The 18720-nt window shown below is 64.1% G+C and carries 18 protein-coding genes; 4 read left to right on the top strand and 14 right to left on the bottom strand.

Going from position 1 to position 18720, the window contains the following annotated elements:
* Window positions 1-4: 4 nt before the first annotated feature.
* The 6 genes from queC to HQR01_RS15360 form a co-directional block, all read right to left on the bottom strand.
* Window positions 5-721, bottom strand: a complete 717-nt coding sequence (queC, locus tag HQR01_RS06445; protein ID WP_173213624.1) for a 7-cyano-7-deazaguanine synthase QueC — start codon at window positions 719-721, stop codon at window positions 5-7.
* Window positions 722-759: 38 nt separating this feature from the next.
* Window positions 760-1155 carry a hypothetical protein gene (locus tag HQR01_RS06440; RefSeq protein WP_173213622.1) on the bottom strand — a complete coding sequence of 132 codons (396 nt, stop codon included), beginning with the start codon at window positions 1153-1155 and terminating at the stop codon, window positions 760-762.
* Between the two features lie 103 nt (window positions 1156-1258).
* Complete coding sequence (gene hslO, locus HQR01_RS06435) at window positions 1259-2164, bottom strand: Hsp33 family molecular chaperone HslO (protein ID WP_173213620.1); 906 nt, start codon at window positions 2162-2164, stop codon at window positions 1259-1261.
* Window positions 2165-2207: 43 nt separating this feature from the next.
* The gene (gene argF, locus HQR01_RS06430; protein ID WP_173213618.1) at window positions 2208-3167 is read right to left on the bottom strand and encodes an ornithine carbamoyltransferase; all 960 of its coding nucleotides are present in this window, start codon (window positions 3165-3167) and stop codon (window positions 2208-2210) included.
* 2 nt (window positions 3168-3169) lie between these two features.
* Window positions 3170-4354, bottom strand: coding sequence for an aspartate aminotransferase family protein (locus tag HQR01_RS06425; RefSeq protein WP_173213616.1), 1185 nt, complete (start codon window positions 4352-4354; stop codon window positions 3170-3172).
* A gap of 138 nt (window positions 4355-4492) precedes the next feature.
* Window positions 4493-5260 carry a cold-shock protein gene (locus HQR01_RS15360; RefSeq protein ID WP_173213614.1) on the bottom strand — a complete coding sequence of 256 codons (768 nt, stop codon included), beginning with the start codon at window positions 5258-5260 and terminating at the stop codon, window positions 4493-4495.
* Window positions 5261-5556: 296 nt separating this feature from the next.
* Here HQR01_RS15360 and HQR01_RS06415 point away from each other — a divergent pair, with 296 nt between their 5' ends.
* Entirely contained in the window at window positions 5557-5997 is a 441-nt protein-coding gene (locus HQR01_RS06415) for a TIGR01244 family sulfur transferase (protein ID WP_173213612.1), read from the top strand.
* Here the strand turns inward: HQR01_RS06415 and HQR01_RS06410 are convergent, their stop codons facing one another.
* Complete coding sequence (locus HQR01_RS06410; RefSeq protein ID WP_173213611.1) at window positions 5998-7428, bottom strand: amidohydrolase; 1431 nt, start codon at window positions 7426-7428, stop codon at window positions 5998-6000.
* Window positions 7429-7489: 61 nt separating this feature from the next.
* On the opposite strand from HQR01_RS06410, the gene HQR01_RS06405 reads away from it, so the two are divergent.
* Genes HQR01_RS06405 through HQR01_RS06395 form a run of 3 tightly spaced genes read left to right on the top strand, consistent with a single transcriptional unit; the run spans window position 7490 to window position 10448 of the window.
* Window positions 7490-7897 carry a hypothetical protein gene (locus HQR01_RS06405; RefSeq protein WP_173213609.1) on the top strand — a complete coding sequence of 136 codons (408 nt, stop codon included), beginning with the start codon at window positions 7490-7492 and terminating at the stop codon, window positions 7895-7897.
* Window position 7898: 1 nt separating this feature from the next.
* Window positions 7899-8837: a sterol desaturase family protein gene (locus HQR01_RS06400; protein WP_173213607.1), complete on the top strand. Its 939-nt coding sequence runs from the start codon at window positions 7899-7901 to the stop codon at window positions 8835-8837.
* 24 nt (window positions 8838-8861) lie between these two features.
* Window positions 8862-10448: a GMC family oxidoreductase gene (locus tag HQR01_RS06395; RefSeq protein WP_173213606.1), complete on the top strand. Its 1587-nt coding sequence runs from the start codon at window positions 8862-8864 to the stop codon at window positions 10446-10448.
* Window positions 10449-10520: 72 nt separating this feature from the next.
* On the opposite strand, the gene HQR01_RS06390 is transcribed toward HQR01_RS06395, so the two are convergent.
* The 7 genes from HQR01_RS06390 to HQR01_RS06360 form a co-directional block, all read right to left on the bottom strand.
* On the bottom strand, window positions 10521-12905 hold the full coding sequence (locus HQR01_RS06390; protein ID WP_173213605.1) for a TonB-dependent receptor: 2385 nt from the start codon (window positions 12903-12905) through the stop codon (window positions 10521-10523).
* 265 nt (window positions 12906-13170) lie between these two features.
* Window positions 13171-14505 (bottom strand): ammonium transporter, encoded by a 1335-nt coding sequence (locus HQR01_RS06385; RefSeq protein WP_173213604.1) that lies wholly within the window; start codon window positions 14503-14505, stop codon window positions 13171-13173.
* 20 nt (window positions 14506-14525) lie between these two features.
* The gene (locus tag HQR01_RS06380) at window positions 14526-14864 is read right to left on the bottom strand and encodes a P-II family nitrogen regulator (RefSeq protein WP_173213603.1); all 339 of its coding nucleotides are present in this window, start codon (window positions 14862-14864) and stop codon (window positions 14526-14528) included.
* Window positions 14865-15007: 143 nt separating this feature from the next.
* Entirely contained in the window at window positions 15008-15709 is a 702-nt protein-coding gene (locus tag HQR01_RS06375) for an endonuclease/exonuclease/phosphatase family protein (RefSeq protein ID WP_173213602.1), read from the bottom strand.
* Window positions 15710-16273 (bottom strand): pyridoxamine 5'-phosphate oxidase family protein, encoded by a 564-nt coding sequence (locus tag HQR01_RS06370; RefSeq protein WP_173213601.1) that lies wholly within the window; start codon window positions 16271-16273, stop codon window positions 15710-15712.
* A complete protein-coding gene (locus tag HQR01_RS06365) occupies window positions 16273-17145 on the bottom strand; it encodes an alpha/beta fold hydrolase (RefSeq protein ID WP_173213600.1) in 873 nt (290 codons plus the stop codon). The genes HQR01_RS06370 and HQR01_RS06365 overlap by 1 nt, the downstream gene beginning before the upstream one ends.
* 37 nt (window positions 17146-17182) lie before the next feature.
* Entirely contained in the window at window positions 17183-18718 is a 1536-nt protein-coding gene (locus HQR01_RS06360) for a peptide chain release factor 3 (protein WP_173213598.1), read from the bottom strand.
* Window positions 18719-18720: the final 2 nt, after the last annotated feature.

Here is an 18720-nt window from a genome sequence, read left to right as displayed (position 1 = left end):
ATCCCTACTCCGTTAGCGAAGGCATTCCTTCTGCGTAACGTGTCGTATCGATAAGCCCCGCTTCGTCAAACCCCTTTCGCCGCAAACGACAGGAATCGCAGGCTCCGCAGGCGGTCCCATCCGGCAAGGGATCATAGCAGGACCAGCTCCACGCCGGATCGAGCCCGAGCCGGTGGCACTCGCGCGCAATATCCGCCTTGGTCATGTGCTGCAGTGGTGCGTGGATCGTGAAGGGCGCACCCTCGACCCCTTGCTTGGTCCCAAGTCGCGCAGTTTCGGCAAAGCTCGCGATGAATTCAGGCCGACAGTCGGGGTAACCCGAATAGTCGAGTGCATTGACCCCGATGAAGATGTCGCGCGAGCCCGAACTCTCGGCAAGGGCCGTGGTGAGCGCAAGGAAGACGAGATTGCGGGCCGGGACATAGGTCACCGGAATATCGCTGCCGACCCCGGACTTCGGGACGTCGATATCATCGGTCAGCGCCGAGCCACCGAACCGCCGCAGGTCGAGCGGCAGCATCACATGGCGTTCCACCCCCAACCGTTCCGCAATCGCCTGCGCCGACTCAAGTTCGCGGCGGTGACGCTGGCCATAGTCGATGCTCAGCGCGTGGAGCGCATGGCCGCGTTCGCGCGCAATCGCCGCGGTGACCATCGAATCGAGCCCGCCTGAAAGCAGCACGACCGCCGGGCCGGGCTGCGCCTTGTCGTCATTCGTCATGGCTTGCCGCTAGGACGGAACGCGATGAGCGGCAACCGTCAGCTGCACGATCCCGAGCGGCGACCTTCGGCCGAAAACTGGAAGGGCTTGCCATCGGCGATGCCCTGGCTGTCGATCTGGACGAGGATGCCGCTTTCCTTGCGGATGTTCGTTCGCCCGTAGCCATTGCCGCGGCAGGTATATTGTACGGTCACCTCATTGGTGCCGTCTTCGACCACGAAGCGGTTGCAGCCGGAATCGGTGTGGCGCAGCTGGATGAACTCACGCCCCGTCTTGACGCATACCTTGCGCATCGCCGTGCCGTCGCGATAGCGAAGCTCCCATCCGCCCTTGTCGAGCGAATCGAGCATGGCCAGCGAGGCCTGGGCGAGCACAGGCACCGCAAGCGCCAAGAGCGGCGTTGCAAGCACCATAAGCATTCCCTTGCGGCTCATTTCCTTCACAAACCTTTCGCGTACCAACAGCTTCAGTCGCCTCCGTGATTCGCTTCCAATAGAGCAAATCTGCGATTAACCGTTGTATAACATCGACACACCGTTACGCGGCGATGGTGAACTGCTTCGAGCAGAAGGCGCAATCGACGACGATTTCCCCGGCTTCATTGCGCATGTCGGCGCGATCTTCCTCCGGGAAACGGGCGATGACCTGGCGGTAATGCTCGACCGTGCAACGGCACCCACGCTCGATCGCCGAGCCGGGCTGCACCCTGACCTGCTCTTCCTCGTGGAACAGGCGCCAGGTGATCGCTTCGAGCGAAAGCTCGGGATCGAGCAGTTCGTCATGGCGGAGTGACCCCGCCAAGACTGCGACGTGCTCCCATTCTGGATGGTCGAGCCGGGCATGCAGGCGTTCGCGCCCTTCCTCGCCATCGGGCAGGTGCTGGACCAGCTGGCCCGCGGCTACGCAGGCACTGCCGTCCGAGCGTACGGCACAGCGAATCAGTGTCGGCACCTGCTCCGACTGGAAGAAGTAGTTCTCGCACGCTTCGGAAAGGCTCCCGCCCTCCAGCGGGACGATGCCCTGATAGCGGCCCTTGCCCTTTGCCATGTCGAAGGTGATCGCAAGATAACCCTTGCCGAACAGCGCGAACAGCGAGGGGTTGGCACCCAGCTCGGCCAGCGCATCGGCATCAAAGTCGACATAGCCGCGCAGGTCGCCGTCCTTGTAGTCGCAGACGAGCAGCTTGACCGCGCCCGCTTCAGTCTGCGCCTGCATCGTGACCTGCGATCCCCCGTCCTTGAGCAGGCCGCCCATCAGGGTAGCCAGGACCAGCGCCTCGGCCAGCAGGTGAGTGATTGGGGCGGGATAGTCGTGCGCCGACAGGATCGCATCGAGCGTCCGGTCGAGCCGCACCAGCCGCCCCCGCGCATTCCGCGAGGGGATGGTGAAGCCCAGCAGGCGCTCCGAATAGGTTTCGGCGGGATTGTGCTCGGAATCAGTCATCGCCGCCATATGGGGCAAGGCAAGCGCGATTGTTAGGGGTGTTTCAGAGCTTGCCGAAACACCACAGCAGCACCGATTTCTGCGCGTGAATCCGGTTCTCGGCTTCATCGAAAACAACCGATTGCTCGCTCTCGAACACCTCTTCGCTGACCTCGTCACCGATATGGGCGGGCAGGCAGTGGAGGAAGCGCGCATCGGGATTGGCGCGAGCCATCAGCTTCGCATCGACGCGGAAGGGCTCCATCGCGGCGAGCTTGTTATGCACATGCTCCTGCCCCATCGAAACCCAGGTGTCGGTCACGACGATGTCGGCACCTGCGGCCGCTTCGGCGGCGTCCTGGGTCAAGGTGACTCGCGCCCCGCCGGCCCGCGCCATGGCGACGAACTCCGCATCGGGTTCATACCCCTGCGGCGTGCCGACGCGGACGTTGAACTTGAAGATACCGGCCGCCTCGAGGATCGAGTGCAGCACATTGTTGCCATCACCCAGCCAGGCGACCTCGAGGCCAGGAAGCGCCTTGCCCTGTTCGACCATGGTCAGCAGATCGGCGACGATCTGGCAGGGATGCGACCGGTCGGTGAGCCCGTTGATGACGGGCACATGCGCGTAATGCGCCAGTTCCTCGGCCTTGGCATGGTCGTCGGTGCGAATCATGATCGCATCGACCATGCGGCTGAGCACGCGCGCGGTGTCCGCGATGCTTTCACCCCGGCCAAGCTGGCTGGTTCCCGAATCGAGGATCAGCGAGCTGCCCCCAAGCTGGCGCATGGCGATGTCGAAGCTCACCCGCGTGCGGGTCGAGTTCTTCTCGAAGATCATCGCCAGCACGTGACCGGCCAGCGGGGCGTCCGAATCAGGCCGTCCCTTTGGCCAGCCGGCACGCGCCGCCTTGCGGTCCTGCGCATCGGCGAGCATGGCGGCGATCGTATCCCCGCCCGCGTCCGACAGGTCGAGGAAGTTCCTCACCGCCGGGGCCAGGTCGAGCGCGTCACCGCCGCTCATCGTCAGGCCCCCGGATCGAAGCTCGCCGCACCGGCGGAGAGCTTGTCGAAGAATTCGTCGAACTCGGCGTCGCCCGCCACCAGCGGCGGCAGGACGCGCAGCGTGTTATCGCCGGCCGCCACGGTCAGCAGCTGGTGATTGTCGCGCAGGTGGACGAAGAAGGGCCGGCTTTCGACCTTCATCTTGAGGCCGAGCATCAGGCCCTTGCCGCGGACCAGTTCGAACAGTTCGGGGTAATTGCCGATGAACTGTTCAAGGCGGGTGCGCAGGCGCTCGCCCTTCTCCGTCACTTCGGCGAGGAATTCGTCGTTGGCGACGGCATCCATCACCGCCATGCCCGCGGCCATCGCCAGCGGGTTGCCGCCATAGGTCGAGCCATGCGTGCCAAAACCCATGCCGCGCGCGGCCTTCTCGGTCGCGAGACAGGCGCCTAGCGGGAAGCCGCCGCCGATACCCTTGGCAGTGGCCATGATGTCCGGTTCGATACCGTAGTGTTCGTAGGCGTAGAGCTTGCCGGTGCGGGCAACGCCGCACTGGACCTCGTCGAACACCAGCATCAGGTCGTTTTCGTCGGCGAGCTGGCGCAGGCCGCGAATGAACTCTTCCGAACCCGGACGGATGCCGCCCTCGCCCTGGATCGGTTCGACCAGGAAGCCCGCAGTGTTCGGGCCCATCTGCGCCTTAGCGCTTTCGAGATCGTCGAACTCGGCATATTTGAACCCGGCGAGCAGGGGCATGAAGCCCTTGTGCATCTTCTCCTGGTTCGAAGCGCTGATGGTTGCCATCGTGCGGCCGTGGAAGGCGTTGGTGAAGGTGATCAGCTCGAACTTGTCGTCATTGCCGACATGCTGGTGATAGGCGCGCGCGGTCTTGATCGCGCATTCGACTGCCTCGGCGCCCGAATTGGTGAAGAACACCGTATCGGCAAAGGTCTTGTCGACCAGGCGCTGGGCCAGCGCCTCGCCCTGCGGGCTGCCATAGAGGTTCGAGACGTGCATCAGCGTCTCGGCCTGCTTCTGGATCGCGCCGATCAGGCCCTTGTGGCTGTGGCCGAGCAGGTTGACCGCGATGCCGCTGGCGAAGTCGAGGTAGCGGGTGCCGTCCTCGTCGATCAGGTGGCAATGCTCTCCCTTGACCGGGCGCACCCCGCAACGGGGATAGACGGGCATCAGCGGTGTAATCGACATGGTTCCTCCCAGGGGATTCGCGAAAAGGCATTTAGGGTCAAAGACAAATGGCGGTCCCCAAGGAACCGCCATTCGCGTGTTTGCCAGCGATCTATTGCGTCTCGCGTCCCGGGTCAAACCGGATCGCGGTCTGCCGCCTCACTCCGATGCGGGAACGAGGTTGACCGCCGAATACTTGCCTCGTCGGTCGACTTCGAGATCGAACTCGTAGCGTTCGCCTTCGTTCAGTCCGGACAGGCCCGACCGCTCGACAGCGCTGATGTGAACGAATGCGTCCGGCTGGCCATCGTCACGAGTGAGGAAGCCGAAGCCCTTCATCGAATTGAAGAACTTCACCGTCCCCGTCGCCTTCTCGCCGGTCAGTTCGCGGCGCGGAGCAGCTTCGCGCTCACCGCCGCCAGCGCGCTGCTGTACGGGGATGACATCGCCGACGACCTGCAGGTCCTGCGCCGAAACCTTGCCACCGCGATCGACGAGGTTGAACTCGAGCTCCTGCCCTTCGGCAAGTCCCTCGAGGCCGGCCCGCTCGACAGCGCTGATGTGGACAAAAACGTCCTCGCCACCGCTATCCTGCTGGATAAAGCCGAATCCCTTCTGGCCGTTGAAGAACTTCACCGTGCCCTTGCCGGTGCCCACGACCTGGGCCGGCATGCGGTTGAAACCGCCGCCGCCGCCGCCGCCGCCGCCACGAGGGCCGCCGCCGAAGCCGCCGCCACCGCCACCGCCGCGATTGCCGCCGCCGAAACGGTCGCCACCACCGCCGAAGCGATCACCGCCACCGCGGTCGTCACGAAATGTATTGTGCGGAGCAAAGTCCGCGGGCGGTCCACCGAATGGGTCGAAACCGTCCTCCCCGAAACCGTCGCGCTTGTCCCGTCCGCGACGGCGCCCTCTGTCGTAACCCATAACTCGAATAGTACCTTCGTGCCGCCCATTGTTCGATCTGCCATGCGCGGGGGCTGCAGGACGCGCCGGGCAGTGGCTGCCGCACAACTCGCGCAAACAGCCTCATCTTCGCAAGGTCATAGCGCGAAACGACGTCGCGCGCGAATGATTTAGCAGACATGCCGCCTGTGACGCAAAAATGTGACATTTTCGCCAAGCGCGGCCTTGCTTCCTTTCGCTTGCGTGCATCATCACGAATTGGCAAGGCGATCGCACCCGGAGGCCACTGCCGCGCCTCAGCCCCGTGGAGAAGCCGCATGAGCGATTTTCGCAAGCTGTCCGACAGTTTCTTTGCCAGCCCGCAAGTCTCGGTCGAAGATATTGCCGAAGCGGCAGCCATGGGGGTGACGCTGGTGATCAACAACCGGCCCGACGGCGAAGCACCCGACCAGCCCGAAGGCGCGGAGATCGAGGCGGCCGCACGGGCAGCAGGGATGGACTATGTCGCCATTCCGGTGACCTCGGCCGGTTTCAGCGAACCGCAGGTGGCGGCGCTCACCGAAGCCCTCGCGAAAACCACCGGTCCGGTGCTAGGCTTCTGCCGGTCGGGCACGCGTTCCACGCTGCTTTGGTCGCTGGCGCAGGCCGGCGAGGGCGGCGATCCCGACTCGATCGCTGCCGCAGCGCAGGCGGCTGGCTACGATGTCAGCCCGGTCCGCCCGGCCATGGACATGCTCGCCGCCCGCGCACGCGGCTGACTATTTGCGATAATCGAGCGGCGGGTCGCGGTCGCCCAGCAGCGATTCGTAACGGTAGTTGGGCCCACGCGCTGCATCGAATTCTGCCCGCGCGGCAGTGCGCAGTTCGGGATTGGTGTACAGCTCGACGGCCATCAGCGTCATCGCCTTGGCGGCCAGCTGCGCACCCTTGAAACCGATCGAAGATCCGCTCGCCGCGACCGCCTGCCAACTATGCGCGCTGGTGCCGGGCACCCATGTCGCGGTGTTGAGACCGACGGTGGGCGTCGCCCAGGACACATCACCGACATCGGTCGACCCGTAGCCCAACGACTTGCCATAGGGTTGGATTGTCGCCGCATTCTCGACCGGCACCGCACGATCTCCGAAGCTCTTGGCTATCTGTTCGGCGAAGGCCTTTTCCTCTGCCGTGTATTCGATACCGCCGAGGCTGCGCAGCTTGGCATCCATCACCTTGGCCAGCGCTTCGATCGGCAGCAGCGAATTGTTGCCATGGATGATTTCCCAATCGACTTCGGTCCCGGTGCCCAGCGCCGCGCCCTTGGCCGCGGCTTCCAGCCGGGTCCACAGCGCCCGGACCTCATCGGCATCCGAATGACGGACGTAGTAGAAGACCTCGGCGAAATCGGGAACGACATTGGGCGCCGACCCGCCGCTGGTGATGACGTAGTGGATGCGCGTGTTCATATCGGTGTGTTCGCGCATCAGGTTGACCATCATGTTCATCGCCTCGACCCCGTCGAGCGCGCTGCGCCCGCGCTCCGGAGCGCCGGCAGCATGGGCTGATACGCCGTGGAAGCGGAACTTGGCCGAACGATTGGCAAGGCTGGTTTCCGCTGCGGCGCTGTTGATGCTGTCCGGATGCCAGTTGATCGCGAAATCGACGTCTTCGAACAGCCCCGCACGGGTCATGTAGACCTTGCCCGAACCGCCTTCCTCCGCCGGGGTGCCGTAGAGGCGGATCGTGCCCGGCGTCCCCGTCTTCTCGAGCCAGCGCTTCACCGCGATCGCCGCAGTCAGGGACCCGGCGCCGAACAGGTTGTGACCACAGGCATGCCCGGCGTGCTTGTCCGCGACCGGATCGCGAGTCGCGGAAGTGGACTGGGTGATTCCCGGCAGGGCGTCATATTCGGCGAGGATCGCGATGACCGGACCATCCTTGTCCCCCTTCGATCTCCATTCGGCCACGAACGCAGTCGGAATGCCGGCAACGCCCGCGGTGACGGCAAAGCCTTCGCTCTCCAATTCGTCCTGCAGCAGGCCGGAAGAGCGGCCCTCCTGGTAGCCAAGCTCTGCCCAATCCCAGATCTGCTTGGCGACGCGTGCGGTGCGATCGCCCTGCACCGCCACCTCTGCCAAGGGGTCGGCCTGTTGTGCGGCAAGCGGAGTGGCAATCAGCGACAAGGCAATGGCGGTACTGGCAAGTTTCATCGATATCTCCCACATCCTGCATGCTTGCCGTAATCAACAGCTCGTGCCAATCCGCCTCGCCATGAATCTCTCACCCGCCCTGCTCCAGTTTGTCGGATCGCTTGTCGCCATTCTTGCGCTCGCCTGGGTCGCGCGCTGGTTGAAGCTGGGTCCGCAGCCACGGTTGCATGACGAATCGGAAGCCCGCCGTGCGGCTGACGAGGCGGTCAGCGGCTATGCGCCGGTCGCCATTGCGCTCGACCGCGAAGGCTACGGGGCTCTGATGCGCGACGCGGCCGGCCGCGTCTTGCTGCTCCGCCCCCACGGCACCCATTTTGCCGGACGCATCCTTGCCGCAGGCGCGAGGGCCCAACTCGATGGCGAGGCCTTGGTCGTCGACAGCGGCGAGCGGCGCTATGGGCAGGCTCGACTGACCGTTCCCAATCCCCAGCAATGGGCTCGTGAAATCAACGCCCAAGGAAGCCGCTGACATGCCCGACTTCTCTCCCGTCGACTATGCCGTGCCCGGCTTCGTGGCGCTGGTCCTGCTCGAGATGCTGTGGGCCAGGCGCAAGCGGCCCGATGCCTATGAACCCAAGGACACGCTCACCAGCCTTGCCTTCGGTCTGGGCAGTACGGTGGCAGGCCTGTTGACGGGCGGTGTCTTTCTCGCGCTGTTCCTGTGGACCTGGCAGTTCCGCCTGTTCGAGGTTCCCTGGGCCTGGTGGGCCTGGGCCGCCTGCTTCGTGCTCGACGACTTGGCCTATTACTGGGTCCACCGTTTCGGCCACCGGGTGCGCTGGTTCTGGGCGAGCCACGTGAACCACCATTCGAGCCAGCATTACAACCTGTCCACCGCCTTGCGGCAGACCTGGACCGGCTTCTTGACCCTCGGCTTCGCCTTCAAGCTGCCGATGGTGCTGCTGGGCTTCCATCCGGTGATGATCGCGATCTGCGGCGGCTTCAACCTGATCTACCAGTTCTGGATTCATACCGAGGCGATCGATCGCATGCCGCGCTGGTTCGAGGCAGTGATGAACACGCCGAGCCACCACCGCGTCCACCATGCGACCAACCCGCGCTACCTCGACCGCAACTATGCGGGAGTATTTATCGTCTGGGACCGGATGTTCGGGACCTTCGAGCCGGAAAGCCGCGACGAGAAGATCCGCTATGGCATCGTCAAGCAGCTCGGCAGCTTCAACCTGTTGTGGAGCGTGTTCCACGAATGGATCGGGATCGTGCAGGACATGTGGCGCGCGCCGTGGAAGCACAAGCTGTCCTACTTGCTCCGCGAACCGGGCTGGACCCATGACGGCAGCCGCGAAACCAGCGATATGATCCGCGAGAGCTGGGCAACACGACAGGCACAGACGGGAAATCCCGTTTCAACCGAAAACCCGATTGCGGGCGAGACGGAGCCTGCCTAACCTCTCGAATCGAGAGGAGTAATCATGGATGAATTCGATATTATCGTTGTCGGCGGGGGCAGCGCGGGCAGCGCCGTGGCCGGCCGCCTGGCAGAGGCAGGCAAGCGTGTCTGCCTGCTGGAAGCGGGGCCACGGAACGACAATTTCCTGATCAAGACGCCCGGCTTCATGCCCTTCCTGCGCGATGCATCGAACTATCGCTATGAGACGGTGCCGCAGAAGGGGCTCAACGGTCGCATCGGCTACCAGCCGCGCGGACGCGGGCTGGGCGGCTCATCCGCGATCAACGCCATGGTCTATATCCGCGGCAACCAGTGGGACTACGACAATTGGGCGGCGCTCGGCTGCTCGGGCTGGAGCTACGAGGACGTGCTCCCCTACTTCAAGCGCGCCGAACACAATGTCCGCGGTGCCGACGAGTTCCACAACAATGATGGTCCGCTGTGGGTCAGCGACCAGAAATGGCCCAACCCGGGCAGCCTCGCCTTCGTTGAGGCAGCGGCGCAGCTGCAGCTGCCGCGCAACATGGATTTCAACGGTGCGACGCAGGAAGGCTTCGGGCTTTACCAGGTCACCCAGAAGAACGGCGAGCGCTGGTCATCGGCGCGCGCCTATGTCGAACCGCTGCGAGGCTCGAAGAACCTCGACGTGCGTATCGGCGTCACGGTGCAGCGGCTCGAGATTACCGAGGGCCGAGTGACCGGGGTGACCTATTCGGTCGGCCTCAAGGAACGGACCATCCACGCCCGCGGCGCGGTGGTTCTGTCGGCAGGCGCCTTCAATTCGCCGCAGATCCTGATGATCTCGGGGATCGGTCCGGGGCAGCATCTCAAGGACAATGGGATCGAGGTAAAGCTCGACCGGCCGGCCGTGGGTTCGGACCTGCAGGACCACATCGACTACGTTTCGAGTTGGGAAACCGAGAGCAAGGACTTCATCGGCGATAGCCTTGCCGGCACCGTGCGCATGGCCAAGGCGATTGTCGAACATCGGCGCAAGCGCACCGGGATCATGACCACGCCGTATGCCGAAGCAGGCGGGTTCTGGACGGTGATGCCCGGCGCGCCGGCACCCGATGTGCAGTGGCACTTCGTCCCCGCCATGCTGGAGGACCACGGGCGCGAGAAGGTGAAGGGCCACGGCTTTTCGCTCCACGCCTGCGTGCTGCGTCCCGAAAGCCGGGGCACGGTGCGCCTCAACGGTCCTGACGCACGGCTCGCGCCGCGGATCGATCCGAACTTCTTCGACGACGAGCGCGACCTGGCGACCATGCGCGCGGGCGTGCGCCTGTCACACCGCATCGCGTCCTCGCCCAGCCTGGCGAAGTACGAACCGCGGGACCGCTACCCGATCGATCTCGACGACGATGCGCAGCTCGACGCGCTGATCCGCAACCGCGCCGATACCGTCTACCATCCGGTCGGCACGTGCCGCATGGGTCCCGACGCGGACGCAGTGGTCGATGAAACGCTGAAGGCGCGCGGTATCGATGGCCTTTACATCGCCGATGCCAGCATCATGCCGCGCCTCGTAAGCGGCAATACCAATGCGCCGAGCATCATGATCGGCGAACGCTGTGCCGATTTCGTCAAGGCAGCGCTCGCCGCCTGAACCTTTCGCAACAAACAAAGAGGGGCCGGGACTCGCGTCCCGGCCCCTCTCTTGTTGCAACAGGTCCGAGCGTCAGAAGCTCTGGCGCACCGTCATGCCGATCGTGCGCGGCTGGCCAACGTTGTAGCCGAGGCGTGCACGGCCACCGCGTTCGCGGTCGAAGCTGAGCAGCGCGTTCTCGTCGAACAGGTTGTTGACGTAAGCCGACACCGACAGGCCGCTGTCGAAGTCGATGCCGACATTCAGGTTCACCAGGTCGTAAGACGGCAGCTGCAGGTCGACCGTGGTCGACGCAGTGGCCGGGGCACCGCCGAACGGCAGCCCATGCACGAAGGTGCGCGGGTTGTTCTCCTGGTCGGCAGGCTGCGTATAGCGGTTGCCCACGTGGTTCCACGAAGCCGCGACATAGACGTCGGCATTCGCGGCTACCGGGAACTCATAGCTACCCGCAGCGGTGAACTGGAACTTCGGCACGGTCGGCAGGCGATTGCCGTTGCGAATACCCGTTGCCGTCACCAGCGCGCCCGGCAGGGTAGTGTCGAATTCAGCCTCGATCACGCTGCCCGAGAAGGTGAAGTCGAGCCCGGTGGTCGGCGAGAAGCCGAATTCGGCCTCAATACCCATCGAGTGCGCCTTGTCGACGTTGAAGACGATACGCGACGAACAGCTACCGGCATCAAGCGTGACCTGCAGGTTCTTAATGTCGTTGTAGAAGCCCGCAATGTTGGCATGGAAGCCACGACCCTGCGCCTTGGCGCCGATTTCGTAGTTCCACAGCGTTTCGTCCTCATAGCTCTGGAATGCGCCGAACAGGTCCGCATCCGCCGGGGTACACAGCGTGATGTTCAGCGGGTCGTTCACGCCGCCCAGGCGGAAGCCCTTCGATGCCTGGGCATTGAGCGTCAGCGTGTCGTTGACGTCATAGCTGAGCAGCAAGCGCGGGCTGACGCCATCCGACTTGGTGCGGTCCGAACGGTTATCGCCATTGGCGAAGAGGCCGCCGGAGATGAACTGCCGTTCTTCCTTGTAGTCGTAATAGCGCGCACCAAGGGTAACGTCGAAGGCATCGGTCAGGGCGTAAGTCGCTTCACCGAAGACCGAGATCTGCTCCAGATCATAGGGCAGGTCGGCGTTGTAGGGCGAGTCTGCGGGGAAGCCGTTGGCCACTGCCGCCGAAGTGCCGGCACCGAGAACCGCATCGGTCACGGCGTCATAGCCCGGGGTGGGCAGGCGTTGGCGATAGAAGCGGTCGGTCTGCGAATAGAAGCCGCCGATGACCCACTGCAGCGGGCCCGAGCCGTTCGAGGCGAAGCGCACTTCCTGCGTGATCGATTCGACATCGGTGGTGTCGACCAGGTTCGACGGCAGCAGCACGCCCGCATCGGGATAGCCGAGGTCGACCGAGACCGAGCCGGTAAGGGCGCTGGCATCGCGACTGACGAGGATATCACGGTTGGTGTAGCTGCTGACCGAAGTCATGGTCACCGGACCGAGTTCCGCCTCGACCACGAGGTCGGCGATGATCGTCTCATCCTCGAAGGCTTCGCGTAGCAGCAGGTACTGCTCACGCTCATTGAACTCCACGGTGGGCCGGGTGGTGGTATCGGGATTGGCGTAGAGGTTCCAGATTTCCTGCCGGTTGAAACCGTCCGCCTTCACCTTCTGGTAGACGATACGCGGCGTGATCTTGAACCCTTCACCGGTATCGATGGTGAGCGCCAGGCGGCCGCCATAGCGTTCGCCGCCATTGATATCCTCGCCACCGGCGGGGCCGATCGCGTCGATGAAACCGCCGTACTGGGTGTAATAGGCAACTGCGCGCAGCGCGGCACGTTCGCCCAGCGGTGCGTTCAGCGCACCCTTGAGGTGCCAGCCGAGGTCGTCACCGTCGACGAGGTTGATGTTGCCCTCAACCAGCCCTTCGGTCACGCCGATCTTCGGCTGGTTGGTGATGTAGCGGATGGTACCGCCGACGCTGCCCGAACCGAACAGTGTGCCCTGTGGGCCGCGCAGGGTCTCGACGCGGTTGAGGTCGAACAGGTCGAGATCGGGGGTGAACAGCGACAGCGAGATCACGCTTTCGTCGAGATACACGCCGACTTGTTCCTTCACGCCGGGCTGGTCACGGACAATCTGCCCGGCCGAAACGCCGCGCACCGAAACCTGGCTCTGGCCTGGGCCGAGGTTCTGCACCGAAAGACCAGCGACATTGCGCGAAAGGTCTTCGAGCGTGCCTGCGCCCGAGCGCTGGATGTCTTCCTGGGTCTGGGCGTTGATCGAGAACGGAACGTCCTGAATCGTCGAATCGCGCTTGGTCGCTGTAACGATGATGACGTTGCCGGTCTCTTCGCCCTCTTCCGCGTCCTGCGCGAAGGCAGGGGCTGCCAGAGCAACCAGACCGCAACTGGCGAGCAGCGCGGCGGCGCGCGATGCGCGCCTGGTAGTGATGGGGGTCATGTTTTCTCTCCTCCACGACCGGGCACGGGCCCGGCCAACTCGGCGGAAGTGAATCAGTTGCAGGATCAATGCAACTGTCCGTGCAAGGGGGCATGAAAATCGCCCGCAAGCCGTAGCATTGGCGTCACACACTCAGCGGACACAAAAAAGGGGCCGGAGTCTGGCTCCGGCCCTTCGTGAGTTGATGTTCGCAGGAGGAACATGGTTAGGCGGGGGCACCTCGAGAGAGGAGAGGAGAGAGGCGGCGCCCCCGCCAAACTGGTGGTTAGTTGTAGGCGCGCTCCCCATGCTCGCCGATGTCGAGGCCGTCGAACTCGGTTTCTTCCGAAACCCTGAGACCGATGAGCGCCTTGACCAGGCCGCCAGCAAGGAGGGTGCCGATACCCGCCCAGGCGATCGTGACGACCACCGAGAAGACCTGCACGCCGAGCTGGGCGCTGAGCGCAGTCGAACCGTCGCCAGGGCCGCCGAGGAAAGGCTGGTAGACGACCGCCGTGCCGATCGCACCGACGATCCCGCCGATGCCGTGGATGCCGAAAGCATCGAGCGAGTCGTCGTAGCCGAACTTCGCCTTGGCCTTGGCCACCGCGAAATAACAGACGGCGGAGGCCAGGATCCCGAGCAGGATGGCGCCGAACGGGCCGCTGTTCCCGGCTGCGGGGGTCACCGCGACCAGGCCAGCGATAACGCCCGAACAGAAGCCCAGTGCCGACCCCTTGTGACCGGCTGCGCGCTCGATCACCATCCAGGTCAGCGCGCCGGCAGCGGTGGCGACGAAGGTATTGATCATCGCCAGGCCAGCCGAACCGTCGGCCTCGAGCGCCGAACCGGCGTTGAAGCCGAACCAACCCACCCACAGCAGGCCGGTGCCAACCATGGTCAGGGTCATGCTGTGCGGCGGCATCGGTTCGGCGGGATAGCCCTTGCGCTTGCCCAGCAGGTAGGCGAGCACGAGGCCGGAAACGCCTGCATTGATGTGCACCACGGTGCCGCCGGCAAAGTCGAGTGCGCCGTCTTCAAACAGCAGGCCGCCGCCCGCCCACACCATGTGCGCGATCGGGAAGTAGACGATCGTGAGCCACAGCGGCACGAAAGCCATCACTGCGTTGAACTTCATGCGCTCGGCCGTAGCACCCAGGATCAGCGCTGCAGTGATCGCAGCGAAGGTCATCTGGAAGCTGACGAAGACGTATTTGCTGATCACCTCATCGGTGAAGGTCGCGGCAGTGCTCGCCGCGTCCATGCCTGTGAGGAAATAGCTGCCACCACTGACAAAGAGGCCGAGTGTGCCGTCGTAGGTGGTGTCGCCGAAGGCGAGCGAATAGCCCCACATGACCCAGATGAGCATGGCAAGTGCTGCCGTGGCACCGACCTGCGTCATGGTCGACAGCATGTTCTTGGACCGGGTCAGGCCGCCGTAGAACAGCGCCAGCCCCGGAAGGATCATCAGTAGGACGAGAATGGTCGATGTCATCATCCAGGCATTGTTGCCCGGGTTCGGTACAGGCGCGGCGGCTTCGGCCGCCTCCTGCGCAAAGGCCGCTACGGGCGCGAGAAGCGCGAGGCCAGCGGCGCCCGCGCGGGTGAGTGTGCGAAGCATGGTGGATCCCTTCATCGTCTTCACAGGGCGGTGTCGCCGGTTTCGCCGGTGCGGATGCGGGTGGCGCTGGCGAGATCGAGCACGAAGATCTTGCCATCGCCGATGGCATCGGTGCTCGCAGCCTGCTGGATGGTTTCAACCACCTGCGGCGCGAGATCGTCGCTGGCAGCGATTTCCAGCTTCACCTTCGGCAGCATGTTGGTCGAATATTCGGCACCCCGATAAATCTCGGTCTGCCCCTTCTGGCGCCCGAAGCCCTTGACCTCGGACACGGTCATTCCGGCCACGCCGATCGAACCGAGCGCTTCGCGCACTTCGTCGAGCTTGAATGGCTTGATGACAGCGATGATGAATTTCACGCGTTCACCCCTCATGTCTGCGCCGGCCCCAGCACCGGTCTTCGCAAACGCAGCATGAAGCGTGCCAAACTGCCCGCAGGGCGCGAGTATTGGGGTCCGATAGGCCGGGGGCGGACTCTGATGCTTATTTTTTAGGCGTGCGCCTAAGAATTGATCAATTCGAGTCTGGCGGTCACTGGAAGATGGTCCGATGCGACGGCGGACAGCGCCGTGTGATGGACCTGCGCGTCGAGACAGCGCCAATGTTCCGTCGCGACGATACGGTCGAGCGTGGCGATCGGTTGGCGGCTTGGATAGCTGCGTCCGGGAGTGACCACCTGCCAGCCGCCGTCAAATTCGCGCATGGCGCCGGTCTGCCGGCCCCACTGATTGAAATCCCCCATGATCACCGTGGGCAAGCCACGATCGCAGGCCTGCGTCCGGTCGAGCAGCGCGCGGATCTGGTCGCGACGGCGCAAGCCGGAGAGATCGAGATGCGTGCCGATGATCCTTAGCGCCTTGCCGTTGACCAGGATCTCCCCGCAGGCCGCCCCGCGCGGTTCGAGCGTGGGTAGTTCGAGCGCTTCACCTTCGACGATCTCGAATTCGCGCCGCACCAGCAAGGCATTGCCATGCCAGCCGATGCTGCGCGGGCGCCGCGCCACTTCGACCACGCGCCAATGAGTATCGTCGATCGCCGCGCGCGAGAGGACCGTGGCACGATCGCCGATACGGCGGTCGACTTCCTGCAGCGCGATGATGTCGGCATCGACTTCGTGCAAGACCCGCAGGATGCGGTCGGCGTCGCGGCGGCGGTCGGTTCCGACCGCCTTGTGGATGTTGTAGCTGGCGAAAGTGAGTTGCACTTACCCGTTGTCGGCCTCGATGAACCGATCGGTCTGCCGGGTCGGGAGACCGTCGATGCTTTGCGTGCGGCCGGCCACCCGCTCCACCCAGGCCTCGGGCTCCATCTGCGCATGCGCCTTCTTCAGCGTCGCGCGTTCTTCGCGGAATTCCATGAAGGGCACGCCCCAACCGCAGCTGGTCTGGATGCTTTCGATGTCGATCACGAAGATCTGACGGGTACCGGTGATGAGGTCGAAATGTGCGGCCAGGTCGTCCCATTCGGCATCCTGCGGCAGAACCGCCCGACCCCGTCCGTAGATGCGCAGGATCAACGCCGGTTGCTCGAAATTGCAGAACATCACCGTGATCCGCCCGTCGGCGGCCAGGTGCGCGTGGGTTTCGTTCCCCGAGCCGCCCAGGTCGAGATAGGCGACTTGCGTCGGCCCCAGCACGCGGAAGGCGTCATAGCCCTTGGGGCTGAGGTTGATGCGCGCGCCCTCGGTCGCCGTGGCGACGAAGAACATGGGCTGCTTCGCGATCATTGCGATATGCTTGTCGTCGAGCTGATCGAAGAAATCCGCCATCAGAGGAACTCCCGCAAGGTCTGCATGAACAGGTCGAACTGGTCATGGTGCAACCAGTGCCCGGCATCGGCGAACTCGATCACCTTGGCATTGGCAAAATGCTCGAGCCGTCCGTCGCCCTCGGGGTTCGATGCCCAGCTGTTCGCGCCATAGAGCAACAACGTCGGCGCGGTGATTGCGGCCCAGGTCTGGTGCAGGAACTCGTCGGCCACATCCTCGACCGGCCAGACATTGAGATGCGGGTCGAACTTCCAGCTATAGGTGCCATCCTCGTTGCGATTGACCCCGTGGATGGTGAGGTGACGGGCCTGCTCCTCGGTGAGGTAGCTGTTCTCCTCGATCATCCGGGCGAAGGCGGTCTCGATGCTCTCATACTTGCGCGGGCTACGGCCGGAGGCGGCGCGCTTCTTGCCGATCCATTCGTTGAGCCGCTCGGGATAAGGCTTCGCGCGCATTTCGGCCTGGCGCTTGGGGCTTGGGCCGAGGCCTTCGATGGCGACGATCTTCTTCACCATGTCAGGGAAGGTCCCCGCGTAGCGCAGCGAGACATTGCCGCCCATCGAATGACTAACGATCGTTATCGGGCCAACACCAAGCTGGTGGATCAGCTGCGCAAGGTCATAGACCATGTCTCCGGCGGAATAATTGCCGTCGGAGACCCAATCCGAATCGCCATGCCCACGGTGATCCATCGCCACCACATGCCAATCGTCGCGCAGCTGCTCGGCCACCCAATCCCAGCTACGCGCATGGTCGCGCCCACCATGGACCAGCACCAGTGGCGGTTTCCCGCGATTGCCCCAGTCGAGATAGTGCAGCCGAAGCCGCTGCGAGATGAAGGTCTGCGAAGTGGGGCCAGGCTGGAGCGTCATGCGAGGCATTTGCCGCGAAGCCAGCCTGGGCGCAACCTCACCGTTCCTTCGTTGCCGAGAAGGTCAGGTCGGGGTTCTTTTCCTGCTGGTAACCGACGTCCCACGGGCTCTTGGCCATGAACACCAGGTCGCCATCGCGGTCACGCGCCAGGTTGGCGCGATTGAACTTCTCGAACTCGTCCATCGCCTTCTGGTCGCCCTTGAGCCAGCGTGCGGTAGCGAAAGGCGAGGCTTCGAGATTGGCGCCAACCTTGTATTCTGCCTCGAGCCGCGAGACGAGCACGTCGAGCTGGAGCTGGCCGACCACGCCGACGATCCACTGTCCGCCGATCTCGGGATAGAAGACCTGGATCACCCCTTCTTCGCTGAGGTCGTCGAGCGCCTTCCTGAGCTGCTTGGTCTTGGTCGGGTCGACCAGCACGATGCGGCGCAGGATTTCCGGCGCGAAATTGGGCAGGCCGGTGAAACGGACCTGGTTCTTCTCGCTCAGCGTATCCCCCACGCGCAGCGTGCCGTGGTTGGGAATGCCGATGATGTCGCCCGCCTCCGCCGTGTCGGCCAGTTCGCGGTCCTGCGCAAAGAACAGGATCGGCGAATGGATCGCGATCGGCTTGCCGAGGCCCGAGGGTGTCAGCTTCATGCCGCGTTTGAAGGTACCCGACACCTGCCGCATGAAGGCGATGCGATCGCGGTGGTTGGGATCCATGTTGGCCTGAACCTTGAAGATGAATCCGGTGACCTCGTCCCGGTCGGGCGATATCTGCTCCTCACCGGCAGGCTGAGGGCGCGGCGGCGGCGCCCATTTGGCGATGGCCGCGATCAGCTCCTCAACCCCGAAGTTCTTGAGCGCCGAGCCGAAGAAGACCGGCGTCAGGTCGCCGTGGCGGTAGGCCTCGAGGTCGAATTCGGGATAACCTTCGCGGACCAGCTCGATCTCTTCCGCCAGATCACCGGGCAGATCGCCCGCAACGCCCGCAAACGCTTCGCGCTTGCCCAGATATTCGCGGCTGTCGCCCTCAGGGCGGGTGACGGTATCGCTGGCAAAATCGAGGATGCCGGTAAACAGCCCTCCCATGCCGAGCGGCGCCGACTGCGGCGACACGTCGAGCGCCAGCGCATCGGCGACCTCGTCGAGTATCTCGAACAGCGAACGGCCTTCGCGATCGACCTTGTTGACGAAGGTGATGATCGGCACGCTGCGCAACCGGCAAACCTCGAACAGCTTGCGCGTCTGCGGCTCGATACCCTTGGCCGCGTCGATCACCATGATGGCGGAGTCGACCGCGGTCAGCGTGCGGTAGGTGTCTTCCGAGAAGTCTTCGTGCCCCGGCGTGTCGAGCAGGTTGAAGGTGATCCCATCCTTCTCGAAGGTCATCACCGAACTGGTCACCGAGATGCCGCGCTGCTGCTCGATCTTCATCCAGTCCGATCGCGCCCGCCGAGCCTGCCCGCGCGCCTTGACCTCGCCGGCAAGATGGATCGCGCCGCCCTGCAGCAGCAGTTTTTCGGTCAGCGTGGTCTTGCCCGCGTCAGGGTGCGAAATGATCGCGAAGGTTCGGCGATTGGAGGTCATGA

Origin of the sequence: Erythrobacter mangrovi, assembly GCF_013260645.1 — a bacterium.
In the GTDB taxonomy this organism is placed as follows: domain Bacteria; phylum Pseudomonadota; class Alphaproteobacteria; order Sphingomonadales; family Sphingomonadaceae; genus Qipengyuania; species Qipengyuania mangrovi.
This window is presented reverse-complemented; position numbering and strand designations above follow the sequence as displayed.